We start from the raw sequence: 20,527 nt of genomic DNA on the forward strand, positions 1-20,527 counted from the left end.
GACCCATGCAGACCCAAGACCCCTACCTTCAGGACACGACGGCCGGCGATGCCTGGTCGGCCAGCACGCAGCCCTCGGGCAGCGACTGGCTCGACGCGGCCGCGGTCGATGCGTCCACCAGCCCCGACGCCACGGGCTTCGCGCTCAACCAGCTCTGGGACGGCAGCCTGCCCGTGCAGGACTGGATCAACACCGGCCTGGCCTGGACGGTGGAGCACTTCCGCCCCTTTTTCCAGAGTGTGCGCGGGCCCATCGACGCCACGCTGGCCGGTGTGGAGACGGCGCTGCTGGCCGTGCCCACACCGGCCATGGTGGCGCTGCTCGGCCTCATCGCCTGGCAGTGCGCGGGCCGCGCCGTGGCCATCGGCGCGGTGGTGTCGCTCTTGCTCGTGGCCCTGCTGGGCATCTGGCCCGAGGCCATGGTCACGCTCTCGCTGGTGCTCACCTCCCTGGCCTTCTGTGTGCTCATCGGCCTGCCACTGGGCATCGCGCTCGCGGCCAGCGACCGCGCACAGCGCGTCATGCGGCCGCTGCTCGACGCCATGCAGACCACGCCGGCCTTCGTGTACCTGGTGCCGGTGGTGATGCTGTTCGGCATCGGCAACGTGCCGGGCGTGATCGTCACCATCGTGTTCGCGCTGCCGCCGCTGGTGCGCCTCACCACGCTGGGCATCCGGCAGGTGCGGCCCGACCTGGTCGAGGCCGCGCGCGCCTACGGCGCCTCGCCGTGGCAGCTGCTCACGCAGGTGCAATTGCCGCTGGCCATGCCCTCGATCATGGCCGGCATCAACCAGGCGCTCATGCTCTCGCTGTCCATGGTGGTCATCGCCTCCATGATCGCCGTGGGCGGTCTGGGCCAGATGGTGTTGCGCGGCATCGGCCGCCTCGACATGGGCCTGGCCACCGTGGGCGGGCTGGGCATCGTGCTGCTGGCCATCACGCTCGACCGCATCACCCAGGCCATGGGCCAGCCGCGCCGCGGTGCGCGCCACTGGTGGCAGACCGGCCCCGTGGGCCTGCTGCTGCGCGGCGTGCACCGGCTCGTGGCGCCGCCCCGCCCTGCGGCGCCAGCCGCCCGCGAACCCGGCGGCGTGCTCGCCACGCGCAGCCGCTGACCCCCACCCGATTCCAACGACCCGACAAGGAGAAACCATGACCCGACTGTCCCGCCGCTTCCCGCTGTGGCGCGCCCTGCTCACCTGCGGCCTGATCGCCGCCTCTGCCACCGCCCCCGTGGCCGCGCGCGACCTGCCCGGCCAGGGCGTGACGGTGCAGCCCGTCAAGAGCTCGATCGCCGAAGAAGCCTTCCAGACCCTGCTGGTGGGCCGCGCGCTGCAACAGCTCGGCTACACCGTGCGCCCGGTGCGCGAGGTGGAGTACGCCACCGGCCATGTGGCCCTGGCCAACGGCGACGCCACCTTCATGGCCACCCACTGGGACCCGCTGCACGCCGACTTCTACAAGAACGCCGGCGGCGACGCCAAGCTCTCGCGCACCGGCGCGTTCTCGCCCGGCGCGGCCCAGGGCTACCTGATCGACAAGAAGACCGCCGACGCGCACAAGATCACCAACATCGCCCAGCTCAAGCAGCCCGAGATCGCCCGGCTGTTCGACACCGACGGCGACGGCCGGGCCGACCTCACCGGCTGCAACCCGGGCTGGGGTTGCGAGGCCGTGATCGAGCACCAGCTGGGCGCGTTCGGCCTGCGCGACACGGTGCGCCACGTGCAGGGCAGCTACGCCGCGCTCATGGCCGACACCATCGCCCGCCACCGGCAGGGCAAGCCCATCCTCTACTACACCTGGACGCCCTACTGGGTGAGCGGCGTGCTGCGCCCGGGCCGCGACGTGGTGTGGCTGCAGGTGCCGTTCTCGTCGCTGCCCGGCGAACAGGCCAAGCTCGACACCCGCCTGCCCAACGGCCAGAACTACGGCTTCGTGATCAACACCCAGCGCATCGTGGCCAACCGCGACTTCGTGCAGAAGAACCCGGCCGCGGCCAAGCTGTTCGAGGTCATGACGCTGCCGGTGGGCGACATCAACGCGCAGAACCTGCGCATGCGCGACGGCGAGAACAAACCCGCCGACATCGAGCGCCACGTGGACGGCTGGATCAAGGCCAACCAGAAGACCTTCGACGGCTGGATCGATCAGGCCATGAAGGCGGCCAGGGACTGACCCCCCTCACAGCGTGACCAGCATGGCGACCACGGTGGCCGCCATGGCCGCCGTGGCCAGCCAGCCCAGCACGCGCAGCCGCCGGCCGATCGCGTGTTCGCCCATCACCCGCGGCCGCGAGGCCAGCAGCATCATCACCACCATGATGGGCACGGCGATCACGCCATTGAGCACGGCCGACCAGAACAGCTCGCGCACCGGGTCCATGGGCGTGAAGCTCAGCAGCACACCGCCCACGGTGGCCGCGGCGATCACGCCGTAGAAGCCCTTGCCCTCGCCCTTGTCGAGCCGCGCGCTAAGCGAGCCCTGCCAGCCCGCGGCCTCGGCCACCGCGTAACCGGCCGAGCCCGCGAGCACCGGCACCGCGAGCATGCCGGTGCCGATGATGCCCAGGCTGAACAGCAGGAAGGTGGCGTCCCCTGCGAGCGGGCGCAGCGCCTCGGCCGCCTGGGCCGAGGTCTGGATGTCGGTCACGCCGGCCACGTGCAGCGTGGCCGCGGTGCTCAGGATCACGAAGAAGGCGATGAGGTTGGAGAAGCCCATGCCCACGAAGGTGTCGAGCTTGATGCGGCGCAGGTGCGCGCGCACCTGCCCGCGCGTGGGCGCGGGGCCCTCGCGCACGTCTTCCATCTCCTGCGCGGCCTGCCAGAAGAACAGGTAGGGGCTGATGGTGGTGCCGAACACGGCCACCACGGTGAGCAAGGTCTCGTGGCCCAGCGTGAGCCGCGGCCACACGAGGTGCCCGAGCACCTCGCCCCAGTCGATCCGCACGGTGAACACCACGGCCACGTACGACAGCAGCGCGAGCGTGAGCCACTTGAGCCAGCGCACGTACACGGCGTAGGGCAGGAACACCTGCAGCACCAGGCAGGCCAGCCCGAAGGTGACGGCGTACACGTGCGCCGAGCCACCGAGCAGCAGGCGCAGCGCCTCGGCCATGGCCGCAAGATCGGCCGCGATGTTGAGCGTGTTCGCCGCCAGCAGCAGGCCCACCACCGCGAGCAGCACCGGCCGCGGGAACGACTCGCGGATGTTGGCCGCCAGGCCGCGCCGTGTGACGTGCCCGATGCGCGCACTGACCACCTGGATCGCGGCCATCAGCGGCAGCGTGAACACCATGGTCCACAACATCGAGAAGCCGAACTGCGCGCCGGCCTGCGAGTAGGTGGCGATGCCGCTGGGGTCGTCGTCGGCGGCGCCGGTGATCAGGCCCGGGCCCAGTTGGCGAAGTCGGCGTCGCAGGTGGAGGCGGGACAGGGCTTTCATGGCACGCACGGTTGTGCCAGAAACCGCGCACCGCGGCGTGCTGGCGCGCGCGCAGCGGCATTACATCTGTCATGGGGCGGTGCGGCGCTGCGCTAACCTCGCGGCATGCCCGACCTGCCGCCCGCCGACATCCACAAGGCCGCCGACCTCATCGCCCAGGCCGACGGCCTCATCGTGGCCGCGGGCGCGGGCATGGGCGTGGACTCGGGACTGCCCGATTTCCGCGGCCCAGAGGGCTTCTGGAACGCCTACCCCGCGCTCGGCCGCGCCGGCCTGGGCTTCACCGACATCGCCAACCCCGCGGCCTTCGCGCGCCACCCCGAACTGGCCTGGGGCTTTTACGGCCACCGGCTCGCGATGTACCGGCGCGTGCGGCCGCACGCGGGCTTCGCGCTGCTGCGGCGCTGGGGCGAGGCCACGCTGCACGGGCTCGCGGTGTTCACGAGCAACGTCGACGGCCAGTTCCAGGCCGCGGGCTTCAACGCCGCGCTGATCGAGGAATGCCACGGCTCGCTGCACCACCTGCAGTGCACGCGGCCCTGCAGCGACACGGTCTGGCCGGCCGACGGCTTCGAGCCTGAGGTCGACGCAGCGCGCTGCGAGTTGCTCAACGCGCCGCCGCGCTGCCCCCGCTGCGGCGCGCTCGCGCGGCCCAACGTGCTCATGTTCGGCGACGCCCAATGGCTGGCGCAGCGCCAGGCCGATCAGCGCGACCGGCTGGTGCACTGGCTCGCGCACTGCGAGCGGCCGCTGGTGATCGAGATCGGCGCGGGCACCGCGGTGCCCACGGTGCGGCACTTCTCGCACGCGGTGATCCGCTCGCACGCGGGGCGGCTGCTGCGCGTGAACCCGCTGGCGCCGGCGGTGCCGGGCTCGCTCGATGTCGGCCTTGCGGGCCCGGCGCTCGCCACGCTCGAGGCGATCGACCGGCAGTTGCCGTGATCAGCGCGCCGCCATCAGGCGCAGCGCGTCGGCCACCATCGAGCCGCCCGTGGCCACCAGCAGCACGCACACCAGCCGCTTGAGCATGGCCGGCGACAGCGGCGGCGGCCGGCGCGCCGACCAGGTGGTGACCAGCACCACCACGGGCACGGCGATCAGCGCGAGGCCCGCCGACTGGCGCGAGAAGCCGCCCGTGGACAACACCACCAGCAGCCGCACCAGCGCGCCCGCGCCGAACAGGTAGACCAGCGAGGCCTGGATGCGCTCGGTGGTCCAGGGCTGGCGGTAGAACTGGTACACGAGGGGCGGGCCCGCGGTGGAGAACAGCCCGCCCATGAGGCCCGACACGAAGCCCACCGACACGAAGGCCGCGGTCGATGAAGGCGCCGGCAGCGGCCGGGCGGCGCGCCAGAGCAGCGCCGCACAGCCCACGATGCTCAGGCCCAGCAGCAGGCGCAGCACCTGGTAGGCGCTGCCCAGCACCCACGAGAGCGCGAGCACGCCCACCACCGTGCCGAGCAGGCTTGCGCCCAGCGCGGGCCGCAGCAGCGGGTCGAGCCGCAGCGCGCCGCGGCGGTGCAGGAACACGCCCGCGTTGATCAACGAAATGATGGACAGCACGTTCACCACGTCGTTGAGCGGGTAGAGGTCGATCGCGCCCACCAGGCCCAGCAGCACCAGGGCGAGCGCGAAACCGGTGAGGCTTTGCACGTAGACCGCGATGGCCACGAACAAGAGGTACAGGGCGATGCCGGTCATGCGCGCAGACAGCCGGGCGGGTCAGAGAAAGCGCGCGATCTGCTCGACGTCCTCGGGGAAGAGCTGGCCGTCTTCGGCCATCACGACGCGGCCGTCGCGGCCGAGCACCACGGTCACGGGCAGCGACTTGCCGGGCTTGGGCAGCACGGCGCCGGCCTGCCAGGCGCTCGGAAAGTTGTAGCCGCGCTGTTGCTGGTACTGGCGCGCGTCGTCGGCGCGGCGGTCGATCGACACGCCCAGCACATAAAGCCCGCGCGCGCGCTGCGCGGCCCAGAGCTTCTGCACGTGCGGCGACTGCAGGGCGCAGAACGGGCACCAGCTGGCCCACCAATAAAGCACCACCACCTGGCCCCTCGCATCGGCGGCCTTGAAGGTGCTGCCGTCGATCAGCGGCAGGTCGGCCAGCACAAAAGCGCTGCCCACCGCGGGCAGCGGCGGGCCCTCGCGCGCGGGCGCCGCGCCAGCGGCCAGCAGGGCCGAGGCACCCGCCAGGGCGCCCAGGGCGTCGCGGCGGCGCCAGCCGCGCGGGGGCTTGGGGTTCATCGGTCTCCTCGCTCTCGGTCGCCGGGCACGGGCCGGGCGGCCCGTTCCATCGATCCATCAGGGTTTGCGAATATATACCGCCCTCAGACGCGAGAAACGTGGAACCCGTGGGGGTACGGCAGGAACGGCAAGAATGCGGGCGCGAACGCGGGGTGGTCGAACCGCCGGCGCACCGATTGGTGAGAGGTACCCGGGCTGCGGCCCGGGTGCTTCCTTTGCAGCGCCAGGGCTTTGCCCTGGCGCTTTTTTCCGACGGTTTTGTGGGGTGGCGGGGGCCGGCCCACAATGCGTGCATGAACCGCCGTGACCTCTGCCTCGCCTCGCTGGCCCTGATGGGCGCCGGACCTGCCCTGGCGCAGACCGCCGCCTGCCCGGCCCTGCTCAACCACCGCTTCCCGCGCCTGCAGGACAGCGCGCCCCAGGACCTATGCCAGTACGCGGGCAAGGTGCTGCTGGTGGTGAACACCGCGAGCTACTGCGGCTTCACCTCGCAGTACGAAGGCCTGGAGGCGCTGTTCGCGAAGTACCGCGAGCGCGGCCTGGTGGTGCTGGGTTTTCCGTCCAACGATTTCCAGCAGGAAACCAACGACAAGCAGAAGATCGCCGAGCTGTGCTTCAACACCTACGGCGTGCGCTTCCCCATGTTCGAGCCCGGCGGCGTGCGCGGCGACAAGGCCAACCCGCTGTACCGCCAGCTCGCGCAGGCCACGGGCGTGGCGCCGCGCTGGAACTTCCACAAGTACCTGGTGGGCCGCGACGGCAAGGTGATCGACCAGTACGCGAGCAACACCGACCCCATGGGGCGCGCGCTCACGCAGGCGGTGGAGAAGGCACTGGCGGCCAAGGGCTGAGCACGCGCCGGCCTGCCGTCGCAAGCGCCGAAAAAAAAGCCACCGCAAGCGGTGGCTTTTTTGTGGCCGAAGGCCGCTGGATCAGCGGATCACGGCGATGGTGGTGCGCTGGCCGCCTTTGTAGGTCATCAGCGTGAGGGCGCCGTTCTTGATGTCGCCCTTCTCGTCGAACTCGATCTTGCCGGTCACGCCGTTGTAGCTGGTGGCCTTGAGCGCGGGCAGGTAGACCTTGGGATCGGCCGAGCCGGCGGTGACCATGGCGTTGGCCATGACCTTCACGGCGTCGTACACGTACGGGGCGTACACCTGAACGTCGGCGTTGAACTTGGTCTTGAAGTCGGCGCGGAACTTGTCCATGCCGGCCTTCTGTTCGCCTTCGACACCACCGGCCTCGGCGCAGAACACCTGCTCGTCGCTGATGCCGTCGCCGGCCAGCTTGGGCAGTTCGCTCGAGCAGATGCCGTCGCCGCCCATGAACTTGGCCTTGATGCCGAGCTGCTTCATCTGCTTGAGCATGGGGCCGGCCACGGCGTCCATGCCGCCGAAGAACACCACGTCGGGCTTCTTGGCTTTCAGGGTGGTCAGGATGGCGTTGAAGTCGGTCGCCTTGTCGTTGGTGAACTCGCGGCCCACCACGGTGCCGCCAGCGGCCTTCACGCCTTTTTCGAATTCGTCGGCGACGCCCTGGCCGTAGGCGGTGCGGTCGTCGATCACGGCCACGTTCTTGGCCTTGAGGGTTTCGATGGCGTACTTGCCGAGCGTGCCGCCCAGGTGCACGTCGTCAGCCACCACGCGGAACGCGCCCGCGAAGCCCTGGCGGGTGTACTTGGGGTTGGTCGCCGAGGGCGAAATCTGGGGGATGCCGGCGTCGTTGTAGAGCTGCGACGCGGGGATGGTGGTGCCCGAGTTCAGGTGGCCGATCACGCCGTTGACCTTGGCGTCGACCAGCTTCTGCGCGGCGGCCGTGCCCTGCTTGGGGTCGGCGGCGTCGTCTTCGGCCAGCAGCTCGAACTTGGCCTTGGCGCCACCGATGCTCAGGCCGGCGGCGTTGAGCTCTTCGATCGCCATGCGGGCGCCGTTTTCGTTGTCCTTACCCAGGTGGGCGATCGCGCCGCTGGTGGGGCCGACGTGACCGATCTTGACCACGACCTCGGCGGCCGGTGCGGGAGCGGCGGCCGGGGCGGCGGCGGCCGGGGCAGGAGCCTCTTCCTTCTTGCCACAGGCAGCCAGAGCAACGGCTGCGGCAAGCACTGCCAGTTTCATGTTCACTTGCATGGAAATTCCTCGGTAAGGATGGATTTGAATTGCGGAGGGAACGTTTTTTTCTCCACCGCGTGAATCTACTCCAATTCCGAAGCACTCCCGGCCATCGCGCGCCCCGCGAGGGCCCGTGACCAGGGTTTTCCACAGGAACTGGCGGGGCGCCGCAACACCCGCGCGGGCGGCGCGCCCTCAGCCCTGCGGATCGGCCTGCTTGAGGTCGTGCCGCTGCGGCTCGATGCCGGCCGCGACGTAGGCGCGCCAGCGCTGGCGCGCCGCCGCGCGATCGGCCTCGTCGAGCCCCACCACCTCGATCACGCGCTTGAAGCGCGCGGGCTCGGGCACAGGCTCGTCGTGCAGGTTCACGAGCACCGGCATGCCCTGCGCCTCGGGCAGGCTGTCGGTGAGGCGGATGGGTGAGTGCTGCAGCACCGCGGGCGGATCGCCCGGGCGGGCGTGCGGCACGAAATCGCCCTGGCCCACGAGCCAGACCAGGCGGTCGAGCTCGTCGATCGCCGGGCGCGGCGCAAGCACCGCCACCCGGACCCCTTTGAGGTAGGCCTTGCGCAGCAGGCGCGCCGTGTAGGCGAGCCGGTCGGGCGCGTTGAAGTGGAAGGCGACTTCGGCCATGCGGCGGCGTCAGGCCTTGGCGCGGCGGCGTGCGGGCTTGGCCGGGGCGCGCTGCGACTCGTTCACCAGGTACTGCAGCAGCAGCGGCACGGGGCGGCCCGTGGCGCCCTTGGCCGCGCCGCCCTTCCAGGCGGTGCCCGCGATGTCCAGGTGCGCCCAGCGCAGTTCGGCGGTGAACTTCTGCAGGAACTTGGCCGCGGTGATGGCCCCGCCCGCGCGGCCCGCCACGTTGCCCATGTCGGCGAAGTTGCTCTTGAGGCCTTCGGCGTACTCGTCGTCGAGCGGCATGCGCCAGCACAGGTCACCCACGGTCTCGCCGGCCACGCTCAAGTCGTCGGCCAGGGCGTCGTCGCTGCTGAACAGGCCGCTGCGCACGGCGCCCAGCGCGATCACGCAGGCGCCCGTGAGGGTGGCGATGTCGATCACCGCGCGCGGCTTGAAGCGCGCCGCGTAGGTGAGCGCGTCGCACAGGATGAGGCGACCCTCGGCGTCGGTGTTGAGGATCTCGATGGTCTGGCCGCTCATGCTCTTGACCACGTCGCCGGGCTTCACGGCCAGGCCGTCGGGCATGTTCTCGCAGCTCGGGATCAGGCCCACCACATTGATGGCCGGCTTGAGCTCGGCCAGCGCCGCGAAGGTGCCGAGCACGCTGGCCGCGCCGCCCATGTCGAACTTCATCTCGTCCATCTCGGGCGCGGGCTTGAGGCTGATGCCGCCGGTGTCGAAGGTGATGCCCTTGCCCACCAGCACCACCGGGGCCTCGCCCTTGGGCGCGCCCTGGTAGTGCAGCACGATGAAGCGCAGCGGCTCGGCCGAGCCGCGCGCCACCGCCATGAACGAACCCATGCCCAGGGCCTCGACCTGCTTGGGCCCGAGCACCTCGGCCTTGATCGCGCCGCCGCGGGCCAGCTTCTTCGCGGCCTCGCCGAGCAGCGTGGGCGTGGCGTGGTTGGCGGGGCGGTTGGCCCATTCCTTGGCGAACTCGACGCCGGCCACCAGGGCCTTGCCCAGGCGCAGGCCGTCGCGCAGCGCGGCGGCGTCGCTCACGCCGAAGCTCACGCGCGCCAGCGCGCGCGGCTTGGCGCTGGGCTTGGTGGTGGTGAACACGTACGAGGCCTCGGCCGCGGCCTGGATCGCCGCGCGCAGGCCATCATTGTCGAGCGCCACCAGCGTGGCCACCACGCCCAGGTGGGCCACGCCCGGACCCTTGAGTGCCTGCACCCCGGCGGTCACGGCCTTGCGCAGGGCCGTGGCGTCGGCCGCGCCGGCGCGCACCAGCAGCACCCGCGCCGACTTGAAGCCCTCGGGCCGGTAGGCAGCGAGCAGTTTGCCCACGCCGGCTTCCAGGTCGCCCCCCTTGAGGGCCTGGGCCACCAGGCGGTGCAGCGGGGTGTCGCCCTTGGGCGCGGTGTCGGGCACCAGCACCAGCAGGGCATCGGCCGGGAATTCGGCGGCCTGTGCGGGGGTCAGGGTCTTGAGTTCGAAGTTCATAATCCGCTCTGGTTCTAACGACGATCGATGTTATTCCATTCATCCTTGCGCAGAGAGCTGGCCCGCAGCTTCGGGGCGACGCTGGTGATCCTGTTCACCATCGTGCTCACGATGCTGTTGATCCGCACCCTGGGCGCGGCGTCCAAAGGCAGCGTCAACCCCGAAGAGGTGATGCTGGTGCTGGGCTACACCGTGCTCGGCCGCATGCCCACGGTGCTCACGCTGGCGCTCTTCATCTCCATCGTGTTCACGCTCTCGCGCATGTACCGCGACAGCGAAATGATCATCTGGTTCGCCAGCGGCCGCTCGCTGGGGGGTTTTCTGCGGCCCATCCTGCGCTTCGCCTGGCCGGTGCTCATGGTGATCACGCTCATGGTGCTGCTGGTGTGGCCCTGGGCCAACCAGCAGGTGAACAACCTGCGCGACCGGTTCGAACGCCGCGGCGACCTCGAGCGCGTGGCGCCCGGCCAGTTCCAGGAGTCATCGAGCGGCCGGCGCGTGTTCTTCATCGACAAGGACACGGCCGACGGCACCGAGGGCCGCAACATCTTCATCTCGAGCACCGAGACCGACGGCCGCGAGACCGTGACCTCGGCGCGCTCGGGCCGCATCGAGTGGGACGGTGACCGCCAGCTGCTCATGCTCAACAACGGTCAGCGGCTCGAATCGCGCCCCAACGACGGCCTGCGCGTGAGCGAGTTCGCCGAGTACGGCACGCAGATCGGCGACGCCCTGCCCACGGGCAGCGCGGGCGTGGAGCTCAAGGCCCGGCCGAGCTGGGAGCTGGTGATGCAGCCCACCCAGGCCAACCTCGCCGAGCTGGGCTGGCGCATCGGCCTGGCGCTCACGGCCTTCAACTTCGTGCTGATCGCGCTGGCCACCACGGCAGGCAACCCGCGCGCGGGGCGCAGCGGCAACCTGTTCTTCACGCTGTTCGCCTTCGTCTTCTACTACAACCTGCTCAACATCGGGCAGAACTGGGTCGCGCGCGGCGTGATCGAGCTGATGCCCTACATGCTGGGCCTGCACGGCGGCGTGCTGCTGCTCACCCTGCTGTGGTTCTACAAGCGACACACCGGCGTGAGCCTGCGCACCCTGCTCGCGCAGTGGCTGGGCCGCCAGCGGGAGAAGCGCGCATGAAGACCATCCGCCGCCTCATTTACGGCGAGGTCTTTGCGGCCGTGTTCTTCGTGCTGCTCGCCTTTCTCTCGCTGTTCTTCTTTTTCGACCTGGTCGACGAGCTGCCCGACGTGGGCAAGAAGTCGGTGCTCGATCCGGCGCGCGTCTACAGCCTGGCCGACGCGCTGATCTACGTGGCGCTGCTGGTGCCTAGCCGCATCTACGAGCTCATGCCCATCGCGGTGCTGATCGGCTCGGTGTTTGTGCTCGCGCGGCTGGCCCAGGGCTCGGAGTACACCATCCTGCGCACCAGCGGCCTGGGCCCGTGGCGCGCGCTGCGCACCCTGCTGGGTCTGGGCTCGATCTTCGTGCTCGTGACCTTCGCGATGGGCGACTACGTGGCCCCGTTCGCCGACCGCGTGGCCCAGTTGCACAAGGCGCGCTTCGAAGGCGCGATCAGCCTCGGGCAGACCGGCGCCTGGCTGAAGGAGCGCCAGCCCTACAGCAGCTTCTCGGTCAACGTGGGCTCGCTGTCGGCCGAGGGCGGCCTGGGCAATGTGCGCATCTTCGAGTTCAACAACCAGGGCACGCTGGTGTCGACCCTGCGCGCCAAGACCGGCCAGATCGAGGCCGACGACAGCTGGACCCTGCACCAGGTGGAGCGGCGCGAGTTCGACGCCAGCGGCACCGGCGCCGCGCGCGTGGCGCGCACCCAGCACGACACCTTCCGCTGGCCCAGCGGCATCAACACCGAGATGGTGGCCGTGGCCCTGCTCAAGCCCGAGCGCATGCGCACCACCGACCTGTTCGCCTACATCCGGCACCTGCAGGCCAACGGCCAGACCGCGCAGCGCCACGAAATCGAGTTCTGGCGCAAGGTGTTCTACCCCTTGTCGTGCCTGGTGATGGTGGTGCTCGCCCTGCCCTTCGCCTACCTGCACTTCCGCTCGGGCAGCATCACAGGCTACGTGTTCGGCGGCGTGATGATCGGCATCAGTTTCTTCCTGCTCAACAACGTGTTCGGCTACATCGGCAACCTCAACCAGTGGCGGCCCTGGCTTGCCGCGGCCTCGCCCGCCATGATCTATTCGGTGGTGTCGCTCGGGGCCTTCGGTTGGCTGGTGCTCAGGCGTTAGGAACCCCATGCTCGGCGTGATCGTTTTTGCCCATGGTTCGCGCGACCCGCTGTGGCGCGCGCCGGTCGAGGCCGTCGCGCGGCGCATCGCCGAGCGCGCGCCCGGCACGCTCGCGCGCACCGCCTACCTCGAGCTCACCGAGCCCGACCTGCCCAGCGCCGCGCGCGAGCTGGTGGCCGCAGGCGCCACCACGCTGCGCGTGCTGCCGCTGTTCTTCGGCATGGGCAAACACGCGCGCGAAGACCTGCCGCAGCTCATGGACGCGCTGCAGCGCGAGCACCCGCAGGTGGTGTTCGAGCGCCTGCCCACCGCGGGCGAAGACCCGCAACTGATCGATCTGCTGGCCGCGCTGGCCGTCAAGGAGGGTGCATGAACCTGCACCAGTTCAAGTTCGTGCAGGAGGCGGTGCGCCGCAACCTCAACCTCACCGAGGCCGCCAAGGCGCTGCACACCTCGCAGCCCGGCGTGTCCAAGGCCATCATCGAACTCGAAGACGAGCTCGGCATCGAGATCTTTGCGCGCCACGGCAAGCGCATCAAGCGCGTGACCGAGCCGGGCCAGCAGGTGCTCAAGAGCATCGACGTGATCCTGCGCGAGGTGAACAACCTCAAGCGCATCGGCGAGCAGTACTCGGCGCAGGACAGCGGCACCCTGTCCATCGCCACCACGCACACCCAGGCGCGCTACGTTCTGCCCGGCCCGGTGGCCGCGCTGCGCCAGGCCTATCCCAAGGTCGGCATCAGCCTGCACCAGGGCTCGCCCGATCAGGTCGCGCGCATGCTGATCGAAGAGGTGGCCGAGATCGGCATGGCCACCGAGTCGCTGGTGAACTACCCCGAGCTCGTGACGCTGCCGGCCTACGAATGGCAGCACGTGCTGGTGTTCCCGTTCGACCACCCGCTGCTCGCGCGCGAGCGCATCGACCTCGAAGACCTCGCCCAGGTGCCGCTGATCACCTACCACCCGAGCTTCACGGGCCGCACCCGCATCGACCAGGCCTTTGCGCTGCGCCACCTGCAGCCCAACATCGTGCTCGAGGCCATCGACTCCGACGTCATCAAGACCTACGTGAAGCTGGGCATGGGCGTGGGCATCGTGGCCGAGATGGCGGTCAAGGGCGAGAACCAGTCTCCCGACCTCGTGGCCCGGCCCGCGGGCGCGCTGTTCGGCCACAACCTGGCGCGCGTGGCCTTCAAGCGCGGCACCTACCTGCGCCAGTTCGTGCTGCGCTTCGGCGAACTGCTCTCCGACCGCCTCTCGCGCGATCTGATCCTGCGCGCGATGGCCGGCGAGCCCGACGAATACGACATCTGACGCCCCCTTCGAACACAACGCTCCCGAGACAAGCCCCATGGACGCCGCCACCTTGCCCCGCACCCCCGCCCTCGCCTCGCGCCTGCCCCAGGTGGGCACCACCATCTTCACCGTGATGTCGGCCCTGGCCAGCGAACACGGCGCGGTCAACCTGGGCCAGGGCTTCCCCGACTTCGGCTGCGACCCGGCGCTGCTCGACGCGGTCGACACCGCCATGCGCGCGGGCCACAACCAGTACCCGCCCATGACCGGCGTGCCCGCGCTGCGCCAGGCCGTGGCCGACAAGGTCGAAAGGCTCTATGGCCGCCGCTACGACGCCAACGCCGAGGTCACCGTGACCGCGGGCGCCACGCAGGCCATCCTCACCGCCATCCTGGCCGTGGTGCACCCGGGCGACGAGGTGATCGTGCTCGAGCCCTGCTACGACAGCTACGTGCCCAACATCGAGCTCGCGGGTGGCCGCGTGGTGCGCGTGCCGCTCACGCCCGGCAGCTTCCGGCCCGACTTCGACAAGATCGCCGCGGCCATCACGCCGCGCACGCGCGCGCTGCTCATCAACAGCCCGCACAACCCCAGCGGCATGTGCTGGACCGAGGCCGAGATGCGTGCGCTCGACGCGCTGCTCGCGCCCACCGACGTGCTGCTGATCAGCGACGAGGTCTACGAGCACATGGTGTTCGACGGCCTGCCGCACCAGAGTGCGGCGCGCTACCCGGGCCTGGCCGCGCGCGCCTTCATCGTCAGCAGCTTCGGCAAGACCTACCACGTGACCGGCTGGAAGGTGGGCACCGTGGTGGCGCCCGCGCCGCTCATGGCCGAGTTCCGCAAGGTGCACCAGTTCAACGTGTTCACGGTGAACACGCCCATGCAGCACGCGCTCGCGGCCTACATGGCCAACCCCGCGCCCTACCTTGACCTGCCGGCCTTCTACCAGCGCAAGCGCGACCTGTTCCGCGAAGGCCTGGCCGCCACGCGCTTTCGGCTGCTGCCCGGCGAAGGCACCTACTTCCAGTGCGTGGACATCTCGGCGCTCGCCGTGCCCGAGCGCGACCTGCCCGAAGCCGACTTCTGCCGCTGGCTCACGCAGGAGATCGGCGTCGCCGCCATCCCGCTCTCGGCCTTCTACGGCGACGGCTTCGACCAGAAGGTGGTGCGTTTCTGCTTCGCCAAGAAGGACGAGACCCTGGTCGAGGCGCTGAAGCGGCTGTCCAAGCTGTGACCCCCTGCCCGCGCCACGGCGGCGCGTGGGGCGGTCACCTCAACACCTGACGGGGTTGCGGCAGAAGCGTTCGAGCTCGCGCACCACGCTGCGCTCGGCCACGGCCTTGCGGCCCGATGAGCCGGTTTCCAGGCTGAGCTTCATCTCGTACTTCTTGAAGAAGGCGTCGAACAGCTCGCCGCCCAGCGTGCCCGTGGCCGTGAGCTGGTCGGTGCGCGCATCGTGCTCGAGCAGCACCGCGCACAGCGGCTGCTCGGCCGGCCCGCCCAGCACCTGGGCGCCACGCGCGGGGTCGTACTGGCTGTGGTCGGCGCAGCAATGGATCAGGTCGTTGCCCTTGCTCGGCGTCTGCGGATTGGCCACCGGACCCTTTCGGAAGCTGATGAAGCTCAGCTCCCTGGTGGGGTAGACGAGCTGGTGCGCGCAGATGGCCGAGAAGGCCACCACACTGCGCTTGGGCCCGACGCCGCCGGGCCATTCGTAGGCCTCGCGGCCCTTGGTCTGCAGCCGCGTGGGCACGGCGGGTTTGCCCAGGTCGAGCAGGAACACCGGCGTGGCCTCGAAGGGGTAATGAAAGACGTAGTTGGTCTGCGCCGCGAGCCGGGACGCCTTGATCGGCTGGCCCAGCTCGTCCACCAGCAGCGCACGCGCGTAGGAGCGGGCTTGCGCACTGGCGGCCCAGGCGGGCGCGCCCAGGGCGGCGCTGGCCAGGGCGGCCGCGCCGGTGGCGCAGGCGGCATTGAATTCGCGGCGGTCCATGGGGGGGCTGTCTCCTGTTCGAAGGCGCGTGAAGGCCGGGCAAGATACGGGTGGGCGGGCGGTGACCCGTGACCCAACACACACCCTGCGCGGGGAAATACCGCTCAAGTTTCCAGCGCCGAATCCGTTGAAGGTAAGCACACGTACATCTGGAACCTACCAGGGCTCACCTTCCTTTACCCGGATTTCCCCCATGAACAGCTCCACCATCCACCCCCCCTTCACCCTCTCGCGCCGCGCCAGCATGCGGGGCCTGGCGGCGCTGCTCGCGGCGGGTGCCCTGGGGGCCTGGCAGCCGGCGCACGCCGCCGCCGACACCACGGTGATCGAAGCGGTGCAGCTGCCGGCCCAGATCGAACGCCAGGGCCAGCGCCGCGCGGCCGAACCCGGGGCGCTGCTGCGCGAGGGCGACAAGGCGATCACCGCGGCCGGCTCGCGCATGCTGCTGCGCATGTCCGACCGCAGCACGGTGCGCCTGGGCGAGGCCACCGAGTTCCTGGTGCAGACCCTGCAGCGCTCGCCCCAGGGCGGCGCGAACCAGATCAGTGCCGGCTTCAAGCTCATCACCGGCGTGTTCCGCTACGCCACCGACTATTCGAGCAAGGTCGTGGGCAACAAGACCGACCTGAAGCTGGACCTGGCCACCGCCACCGTGGGCATCCGCGGCACCGACTTCTGGGCCATGAGCGACGCCGACCACGATGCGGTCTGTGTGTTCGAGGGCCACGTGGCCGTGGAGCGCGGCGCCAGCGCCGTGGCCGACCTGCAAAAGCCCGGCGCGTTCTGGGTCACTTTCACGGGCAAGCCCGAAGCGCCGGCCGGCCAGGCCACGCCCGACCAGCTCGCCAAGTTCATCGGCCAGGCGGAGATGCGCCCGGGCCAGGGCGTGCTGCTGCAAGGCGGCGAATGGCGCCTGGTGGCCGCCGCGAACGCCACCGGCCCCCAAGCCAACGAGCTGCGCGATCGCCTGCAGGCCGCGGGCTACCCGGCGCGCGTGGCGGGCCAGGGCAGCGGTTTCGAGGTCCGCATCAACCAGTTCGCGAGCGAGCAGGACGCGCGCAGCGTGCTGGCCAAGCTCGCACCGCTGGGGGTGACCCAGGGCAACGTGGTGCGCGCGCGCTGAACGCGCAGCGGCCCCGGGGGCTCAGCCGTTGAGCTGGGCCCAGGCCTTGTCGAGGCGCTTGAGGCTCACGGGCTGCGGCGTGCGCAGCTCCTGCGCGAAGAAGCTCACGCGCAGTTCTTCGAGCAGCCAGCGCAGCTCCTGCAGCCGCGCGTCCTGCACGCCCTTGCGCTCGGCCACCAGGCGCCAGAAGCGCTGCTCCTGAGGCCGCAGCTCGGCCAGCCGGGCGGCGTCGCGCGCCGGGTCGGCGCGCAGCTTGTCGAGCCGCAACTGCACGGCCTTGAGGTAGCGCGGCAGGTGCTGCAGCTGCGCGTACGGCGTGTCGGTGAGAAAGCGCTTGGTCACCAGGCGCTGCAACTGCTGCGCGATGTCGGCCGCCACCTCGGCCGGGGGCTTGCTGTCCTTGAGCTTGCGCTGGGCCGCCGCGAACTCGGTGAGAACGGCGCCCGCGCTGCGCGCGATCTCGGCCGCGATCAGGTTGAGCCGGCCGCGGCCATCGGCCACACGCTGCTCGAAGGCCCGGGCATCGGCGGGCAGGGGATCGACGAGGAAGGCGCGGTCGAGCGCGAGCGCGATCAGCTGCGCGCGCAGCTCGTCGAGCGTGCCGCCGCCGCGCTCCTTGTCCACGCCCATGAAGGCCGCGCCCATGGCCTGCAGGCCGGGGATGTTCTTCTCCAGGTACTTGAGCGCGTCCTTGATCTGCAGCGCAAACAGGCGGCGCAGGCCCTCGCGGTGGCGCGCCTGCGCGGCGTCGGGCTCGTCGAACACCTCGATGCGCACCGCGTCGCCGTCGTCGACCAGCGCGGGAAAGCCGATCAGCGTCTGGCCGCCGCGGCGGATCTCGAGCAGCTCGGGCAGCTCGCCGAAGTCCCAGCGCGTGTGGCGCTGCGCGGCATCGACCGCGGGCGCGGCCGGCGTGGCCGGTGCCGCGGCTGCGGCCTTGGCCACGCGCACGGCGGGCGCGGGCACGGGCGCGAACGCGGGTGCCGCCGCCGCCGGCACCTTGAGCGCCGCGAGCGCCTGGAACGCGCCGCGTGCCTGCGCACCGAGCTCGGCCTTGAGCGCCGCGAGGTGGCGGCCCTGGCCGAGCTGGCGGCCGTGTTCGTCGACCACGCGCAGGTGCATGAACAGGTGCGGCGGCAACTGGTCGACCTTGATGTCGTTGCGCACGATGTCGAGCTGCGTGGCCGCGCGCACCTGCTTGAGCACCGCATCCACCAGGCTGCCCTGGCCGAACAGCTCGGGCGCGCTCAGGGCCTCGGTGAAGCGCTCGGCCGTGGCCGGCAGCGGCACCAGGCGTGAGCGCGGGCGCTGGTGCAGGGTCTTGATCAGCGCCAGCACCTTGTCCTTGAGCATGCCGGGCACCAGCCACTCGCAGCGTTCTTCGTTGACCTGGTTGAGCGCGTAGATCGGCACCGTCACCGACAGGCCGTCGCGCGCATCGCCGGGCTCGTGCAGGTAGCTCGCGGCGCAGTCCACGCCGCCCAGGCGCACGGTGCGCGGGAAGGCCTGGGCCGTGATGCCCGCGGCCTCGTGGCGCATGAGGTCTTCGCGCGTGAGGTACAGCAGCTTGGGGTTGTCGCGCACGGCCTGGCCGTACCAGCGCTCGAAGGCGGTGCCGCTCGCGATGTCGGCCGGAATCTGCTCGTCGTACCAGGCGAAGATGACCTCGTCGTCGACCAGCACGTCCTGGCGGCGCGACTTGTGTTCGAGCTCCATCACCTGGCGCACCAGCTTCTGGTTCGCGGCCAGGAAGGCCAGGCGCGTGTCCCAGTCGCCGTTGACCAGGGCCTCGCGGATGAAGATCTCGCGCGCGCCCGCCGGGTCCACACGGCTGTAGTCGGCGCGGCGGTTGTGATAGACCACGAGGCCGTAGAGCGTGGCACGCTCCAGCGCCGAGACGCGCGCGGCCTTTTTCTCCCAGTGCGGATCGAGCAGCTGCTTCTTGAGCAGGTGCGCGCCCACGCGCTCGAGCCAGCCAGGCTCGATGGCCGCAATCCCGCGGCCGAACAGGCGCGCGGTCTCCACCAGCTCGGCGCAGACGATCCAGCGCCCGGGCTTCTTGCTCAGGTGCGCGCCCGGGTGGCGGTGGAACTTGATGCCGCGCGCGCCCAGGTACCAGTCTTCGGTGTCGCTCTTGCAGCCGATGTTGCCGAGCAGGCCCGCGAGCATGGCGCAGTGCAGCTGCTCGTAGCTGGCGGGCGCGGTGTTGAGCCGCCAGCCCTGCTCGCTCACCACGGTGTGCAGCTGGTTGTGTGTGTCGCGCCATTCGCGCACGCGGCGCACGTTGATGAAGTGCTCGCGCAGCAGGTTTTCGTACTGGCGGTGGCTGAGCTTGTGGTCGGTGCCGTGGCCGCCCTTGCTGTCTTCGAGCCACTTCCAGAGCTTGAGCGTGCCGACGAACTCGCTCTTGTCGTCGTCGAACTTCGCGTGCGCCTGGTCGGCCTGGGCCTGCTTGTCGATCGGGCGGTCGCGCACGTCCTGCACGCTCAGGGCGGCCGCGATCACCAGCACCTCGTCGAGCGCGCCCGCGTCGCGCGCGGCCAGGATCATGCGGCCCACGCGCGGGTCGAGCGGCAGGCGCGACAAGGCCTGGCCGATGTCGGTGAGTTCGTTGGCCTCGTCGACCGCGCCGAGTTCGGCCAGCAGCTGGTAGCCGTCGGCGATGGCGCGGCGCTGCGGCGCATCGACGAAGGCGAAGTCTTCCACCGCGCCCAGGTGCAGGGCCTTCATGCGCAGGATCACGCCCGCGAGCGAGCTGCGCAGGATCTCGGGGTCGGTGAATCGCGGGCGGCCGTTGAAGTCGGCCTCGTCATAGAGGCGGATGCAGATGCCGTCGGCCACGCGGCCGCAGCGGCCGGCGCGCTGGTTGGCCGCGGCCTGGCTGATGGGCTCGACCAGCAGCTGCTCGACCTTCTGGCGGAAGCTGTAGCGCTTCACGCGCGCGGTGCCGGCGTCGATCACGTAACGGATGCCGGGCACCGTGAGCGAGGTCTCGGCCACGTTGGTGGCGAGCACGATGCGGCGCTGGCCGTGCGGCTGGAAGATGCGGTCCTGCTCGGCCTGGCTCAGGCGCGCGAACAGCGGCAGCACCTCGGCGTTGCGGTGCAGTGGCTGGTGCGCGAGGTGCTTGCGCAGGTGGTCGGCGGCCTCGCGGATCTCGCGTTCGCCGGGCAGGAAGACCAGGATGTCGCCCCCCTGCCCGCCGCGCCAGAGCTCGTCCACGCCGTCGGCGATGGCGCTGTTCAGGTCGTACTCGCGGCTTTCCTCGAAGGGTCGCCAGCGCACCTCCACGGGATAGGTGCGGCCCGAGACCATGAGCACGGGCGCCTTGCCCCGGGCCGAAGAAAAGTACTCGGCGAAGCGGTCGGCGTCGATCGTGGCCGAGGTGACGATGAGCTTGAGGTCGGGGCGGCGCGGCAGCAGCTGGCGCAGGTAGCCCAGCAGGAAGTCGATGTTGAGGCTGCGCTCGTGGGCCTCGTCGATGATGATCGTGTCGTAGGCCTTGAGGTCCGGGTCGGTCTGCGTCTCGGCGAGCAGGATGCCGTCGGTCATGAGCTTGACGGACGCGTCGCGCGAGAGCCGGTCCTGGAAGCGCACCTTGTAGCCCACCACCTCGCCGAGCGGGGTCTGCAGCTCCTCGGCGATGCGCTTGGCCACCGAGCTCGCGGCGATGCGCCGCGGCTGGGTGTGGCCGATCAGGCGGCCGCGCTCGCCGGGTTTGGCGTTGAGCTTGCCGCGCCCCATGGCGAGCGCGATCTTGGGCAGCTGCGTGGTCTTGCCCGAGCCGGTTTCGCCGCACACGATGACCACCTGGTGCTCGCGGATGGCGGCCTCGATCTCGTGCCGGCGCGCGGACACGGGCAGCGATTCGGGGAACTCGAGGCGAAGGGTGGCGGCGGACAAGGCGGGCAAGACAGGGACTTGGGACACAATCGGC

Annotated in this window: 18 protein-coding genes; 10 read left to right on the plus strand and 8 right to left on the minus strand. The window is 70.5% G+C overall.

From position 1 onward, the window contains the following. The first annotated feature begins 5 nt into the window (after window positions 1-5). Together proW and proX are read left to right on the plus strand one after the other, a co-directional pair. Window positions 6-1,115 carry a glycine betaine/L-proline ABC transporter permease ProW gene (gene proW, locus WDZ95_RS17425; RefSeq protein WP_425780265.1) on the plus strand — a complete coding sequence of 370 codons (1,110 nt, stop codon included), beginning with the start codon at window positions 6-8 and terminating at the stop codon, window positions 1,113-1,115. A gap of 37 nt (window positions 1,116-1,152) precedes the next feature. After that, a complete protein-coding gene (gene proX / locus WDZ95_RS17430) occupies window positions 1,153-2,178 on the plus strand; it encodes a glycine betaine/L-proline ABC transporter substrate-binding protein ProX (RefSeq protein WP_425780267.1) in 1,026 nt (341 codons plus the stop codon). 6 nt (window positions 2,179-2,184) lie between these two features. On the opposite strand, the gene WDZ95_RS17435 is transcribed toward proX, so the two are convergent. Continuing rightward, entirely contained in the window at window positions 2,185-3,444 is a 1,260-nt protein-coding gene (locus tag WDZ95_RS17435; protein WP_425780269.1) for an NRAMP family divalent metal transporter, read from the minus strand. A 105-nt stretch (window positions 3,445-3,549) separates the two neighbouring features. Between WDZ95_RS17435 and WDZ95_RS17440 the strand changes: the two genes are divergently transcribed. Continuing rightward, window positions 3,550-4,386, plus strand: a complete 837-nt coding sequence (locus WDZ95_RS17440) for an SIR2 family NAD-dependent protein deacylase (protein WP_425780271.1) — start codon at window positions 3,550-3,552, stop codon at window positions 4,384-4,386. Here WDZ95_RS17440 and WDZ95_RS17445 read toward each other — a convergent pair whose 3' ends face one another. Continuing rightward, a complete protein-coding gene (locus WDZ95_RS17445; protein WP_166226720.1) occupies window positions 4,387-5,145 on the minus strand; it encodes a sulfite exporter TauE/SafE family protein in 759 nt (252 codons plus the stop codon). Window positions 5,146-5,166: 21 nt separating this feature from the next. Next, window positions 5,167-5,688 carry a TlpA family protein disulfide reductase gene (locus WDZ95_RS17450; RefSeq protein ID WP_425780274.1) on the minus strand — a complete coding sequence of 174 codons (522 nt, stop codon included), beginning with the start codon at window positions 5,686-5,688 and terminating at the stop codon, window positions 5,167-5,169. Between the two features lie 293 nt (window positions 5,689-5,981). Between WDZ95_RS17450 and WDZ95_RS17455 the strand changes: the two genes are divergently transcribed. Next, complete coding sequence (locus WDZ95_RS17455; protein ID WP_420810310.1) at window positions 5,982-6,539, plus strand: glutathione peroxidase; 558 nt, start codon at window positions 5,982-5,984, stop codon at window positions 6,537-6,539. A gap of 81 nt (window positions 6,540-6,620) precedes the next feature. On the opposite strand, the gene WDZ95_RS17460 is transcribed toward WDZ95_RS17455, so the two are convergent. The 3 genes from WDZ95_RS17460 to WDZ95_RS17470 form a co-directional block, all read right to left on the minus strand. Next, on the minus strand, window positions 6,621-7,814 hold the full coding sequence (locus WDZ95_RS17460; RefSeq protein WP_166226722.1) for a branched-chain amino acid ABC transporter substrate-binding protein: 1,194 nt from the start codon (window positions 7,812-7,814) through the stop codon (window positions 6,621-6,623). Between the two features lie 177 nt (window positions 7,815-7,991). Further along, on the minus strand, window positions 7,992-8,429 hold the full coding sequence (locus WDZ95_RS17465) for a DNA polymerase III subunit chi (RefSeq protein ID WP_425780277.1): 438 nt from the start codon (window positions 8,427-8,429) through the stop codon (window positions 7,992-7,994). 9 nt (window positions 8,430-8,438) lie between these two features. Continuing rightward, the gene (locus WDZ95_RS17470) at window positions 8,439-9,920 is read right to left on the minus strand and encodes a leucyl aminopeptidase (RefSeq protein WP_425780279.1); all 1,482 of its coding nucleotides are present in this window, start codon (window positions 9,918-9,920) and stop codon (window positions 8,439-8,441) included. A gap of 27 nt (window positions 9,921-9,947) precedes the next feature. Between WDZ95_RS17470 and lptF the strand changes: the two genes are divergently transcribed. The 5 genes from lptF to WDZ95_RS17495 are packed head-to-tail and all read left to right on the plus strand — an operon-like array spanning window position 9,948 to window position 14,708. Continuing rightward, the gene (gene lptF / locus WDZ95_RS17475; RefSeq protein ID WP_425780281.1) at window positions 9,948-11,060 is read left to right on the plus strand and encodes an LPS export ABC transporter permease LptF; all 1,113 of its coding nucleotides are present in this window, start codon (window positions 9,948-9,950) and stop codon (window positions 11,058-11,060) included. Then, complete coding sequence (gene lptG, locus WDZ95_RS17480) at window positions 11,057-12,175, plus strand: LPS export ABC transporter permease LptG (RefSeq protein ID WP_425780283.1); 1,119 nt, start codon at window positions 11,057-11,059, stop codon at window positions 12,173-12,175. Before lptF ends, lptG begins: the two co-directional genes overlap by 4 nt. Window positions 12,176-12,182: 7 nt before the next feature. Further along, window positions 12,183-12,548, plus strand: coding sequence for a sirohydrochlorin chelatase (locus tag WDZ95_RS17485; RefSeq protein WP_166226727.1), 366 nt, complete (start codon window positions 12,183-12,185; stop codon window positions 12,546-12,548). Further along, a complete protein-coding gene (locus WDZ95_RS17490) occupies window positions 12,545-13,489 on the plus strand; it encodes a CysB family HTH-type transcriptional regulator (RefSeq protein WP_166226728.1) in 945 nt (314 codons plus the stop codon). The genes WDZ95_RS17485 and WDZ95_RS17490 overlap by 4 nt, the downstream gene beginning before the upstream one ends. Before the next feature lie 37 nt (window positions 13,490-13,526). After that, window positions 13,527-14,708, plus strand: a complete 1,182-nt coding sequence (locus WDZ95_RS17495; RefSeq protein WP_425780285.1) for a pyridoxal phosphate-dependent aminotransferase — start codon at window positions 13,527-13,529, stop codon at window positions 14,706-14,708. Between the two features lie 39 nt (window positions 14,709-14,747). Here WDZ95_RS17495 and WDZ95_RS17500 read toward each other — a convergent pair whose 3' ends face one another. After that, on the minus strand, window positions 14,748-15,467 hold the full coding sequence (locus WDZ95_RS17500) for a (2Fe-2S)-binding protein (RefSeq protein ID WP_425780287.1): 720 nt from the start codon (window positions 15,465-15,467) through the stop codon (window positions 14,748-14,750). A gap of 193 nt (window positions 15,468-15,660) precedes the next feature. On the opposite strand from WDZ95_RS17500, the gene WDZ95_RS17505 reads away from it, so the two are divergent. Next, entirely contained in the window at window positions 15,661-16,590 is a 930-nt protein-coding gene (locus WDZ95_RS17505; protein ID WP_425780289.1) for a FecR domain-containing protein, read from the plus strand. Between the two features lie 21 nt (window positions 16,591-16,611). On the opposite strand, the gene hrpA is transcribed toward WDZ95_RS17505, so the two are convergent. After that, on the minus strand, window positions 16,612-20,520 hold the full coding sequence (gene hrpA / locus WDZ95_RS17510) for an ATP-dependent RNA helicase HrpA (RefSeq protein WP_425780291.1): 3,909 nt from the start codon (window positions 20,518-20,520) through the stop codon (window positions 16,612-16,614). Window positions 20,521-20,527 lie beyond the last annotated feature (7 nt).

It is taken from the genome of Hydrogenophaga sp. T2 (assembly GCF_049843535.1).
Taxonomy (GTDB): domain Bacteria; phylum Pseudomonadota; class Gammaproteobacteria; order Burkholderiales; family Burkholderiaceae_C; genus Hydrogenophaga; species Hydrogenophaga crocea.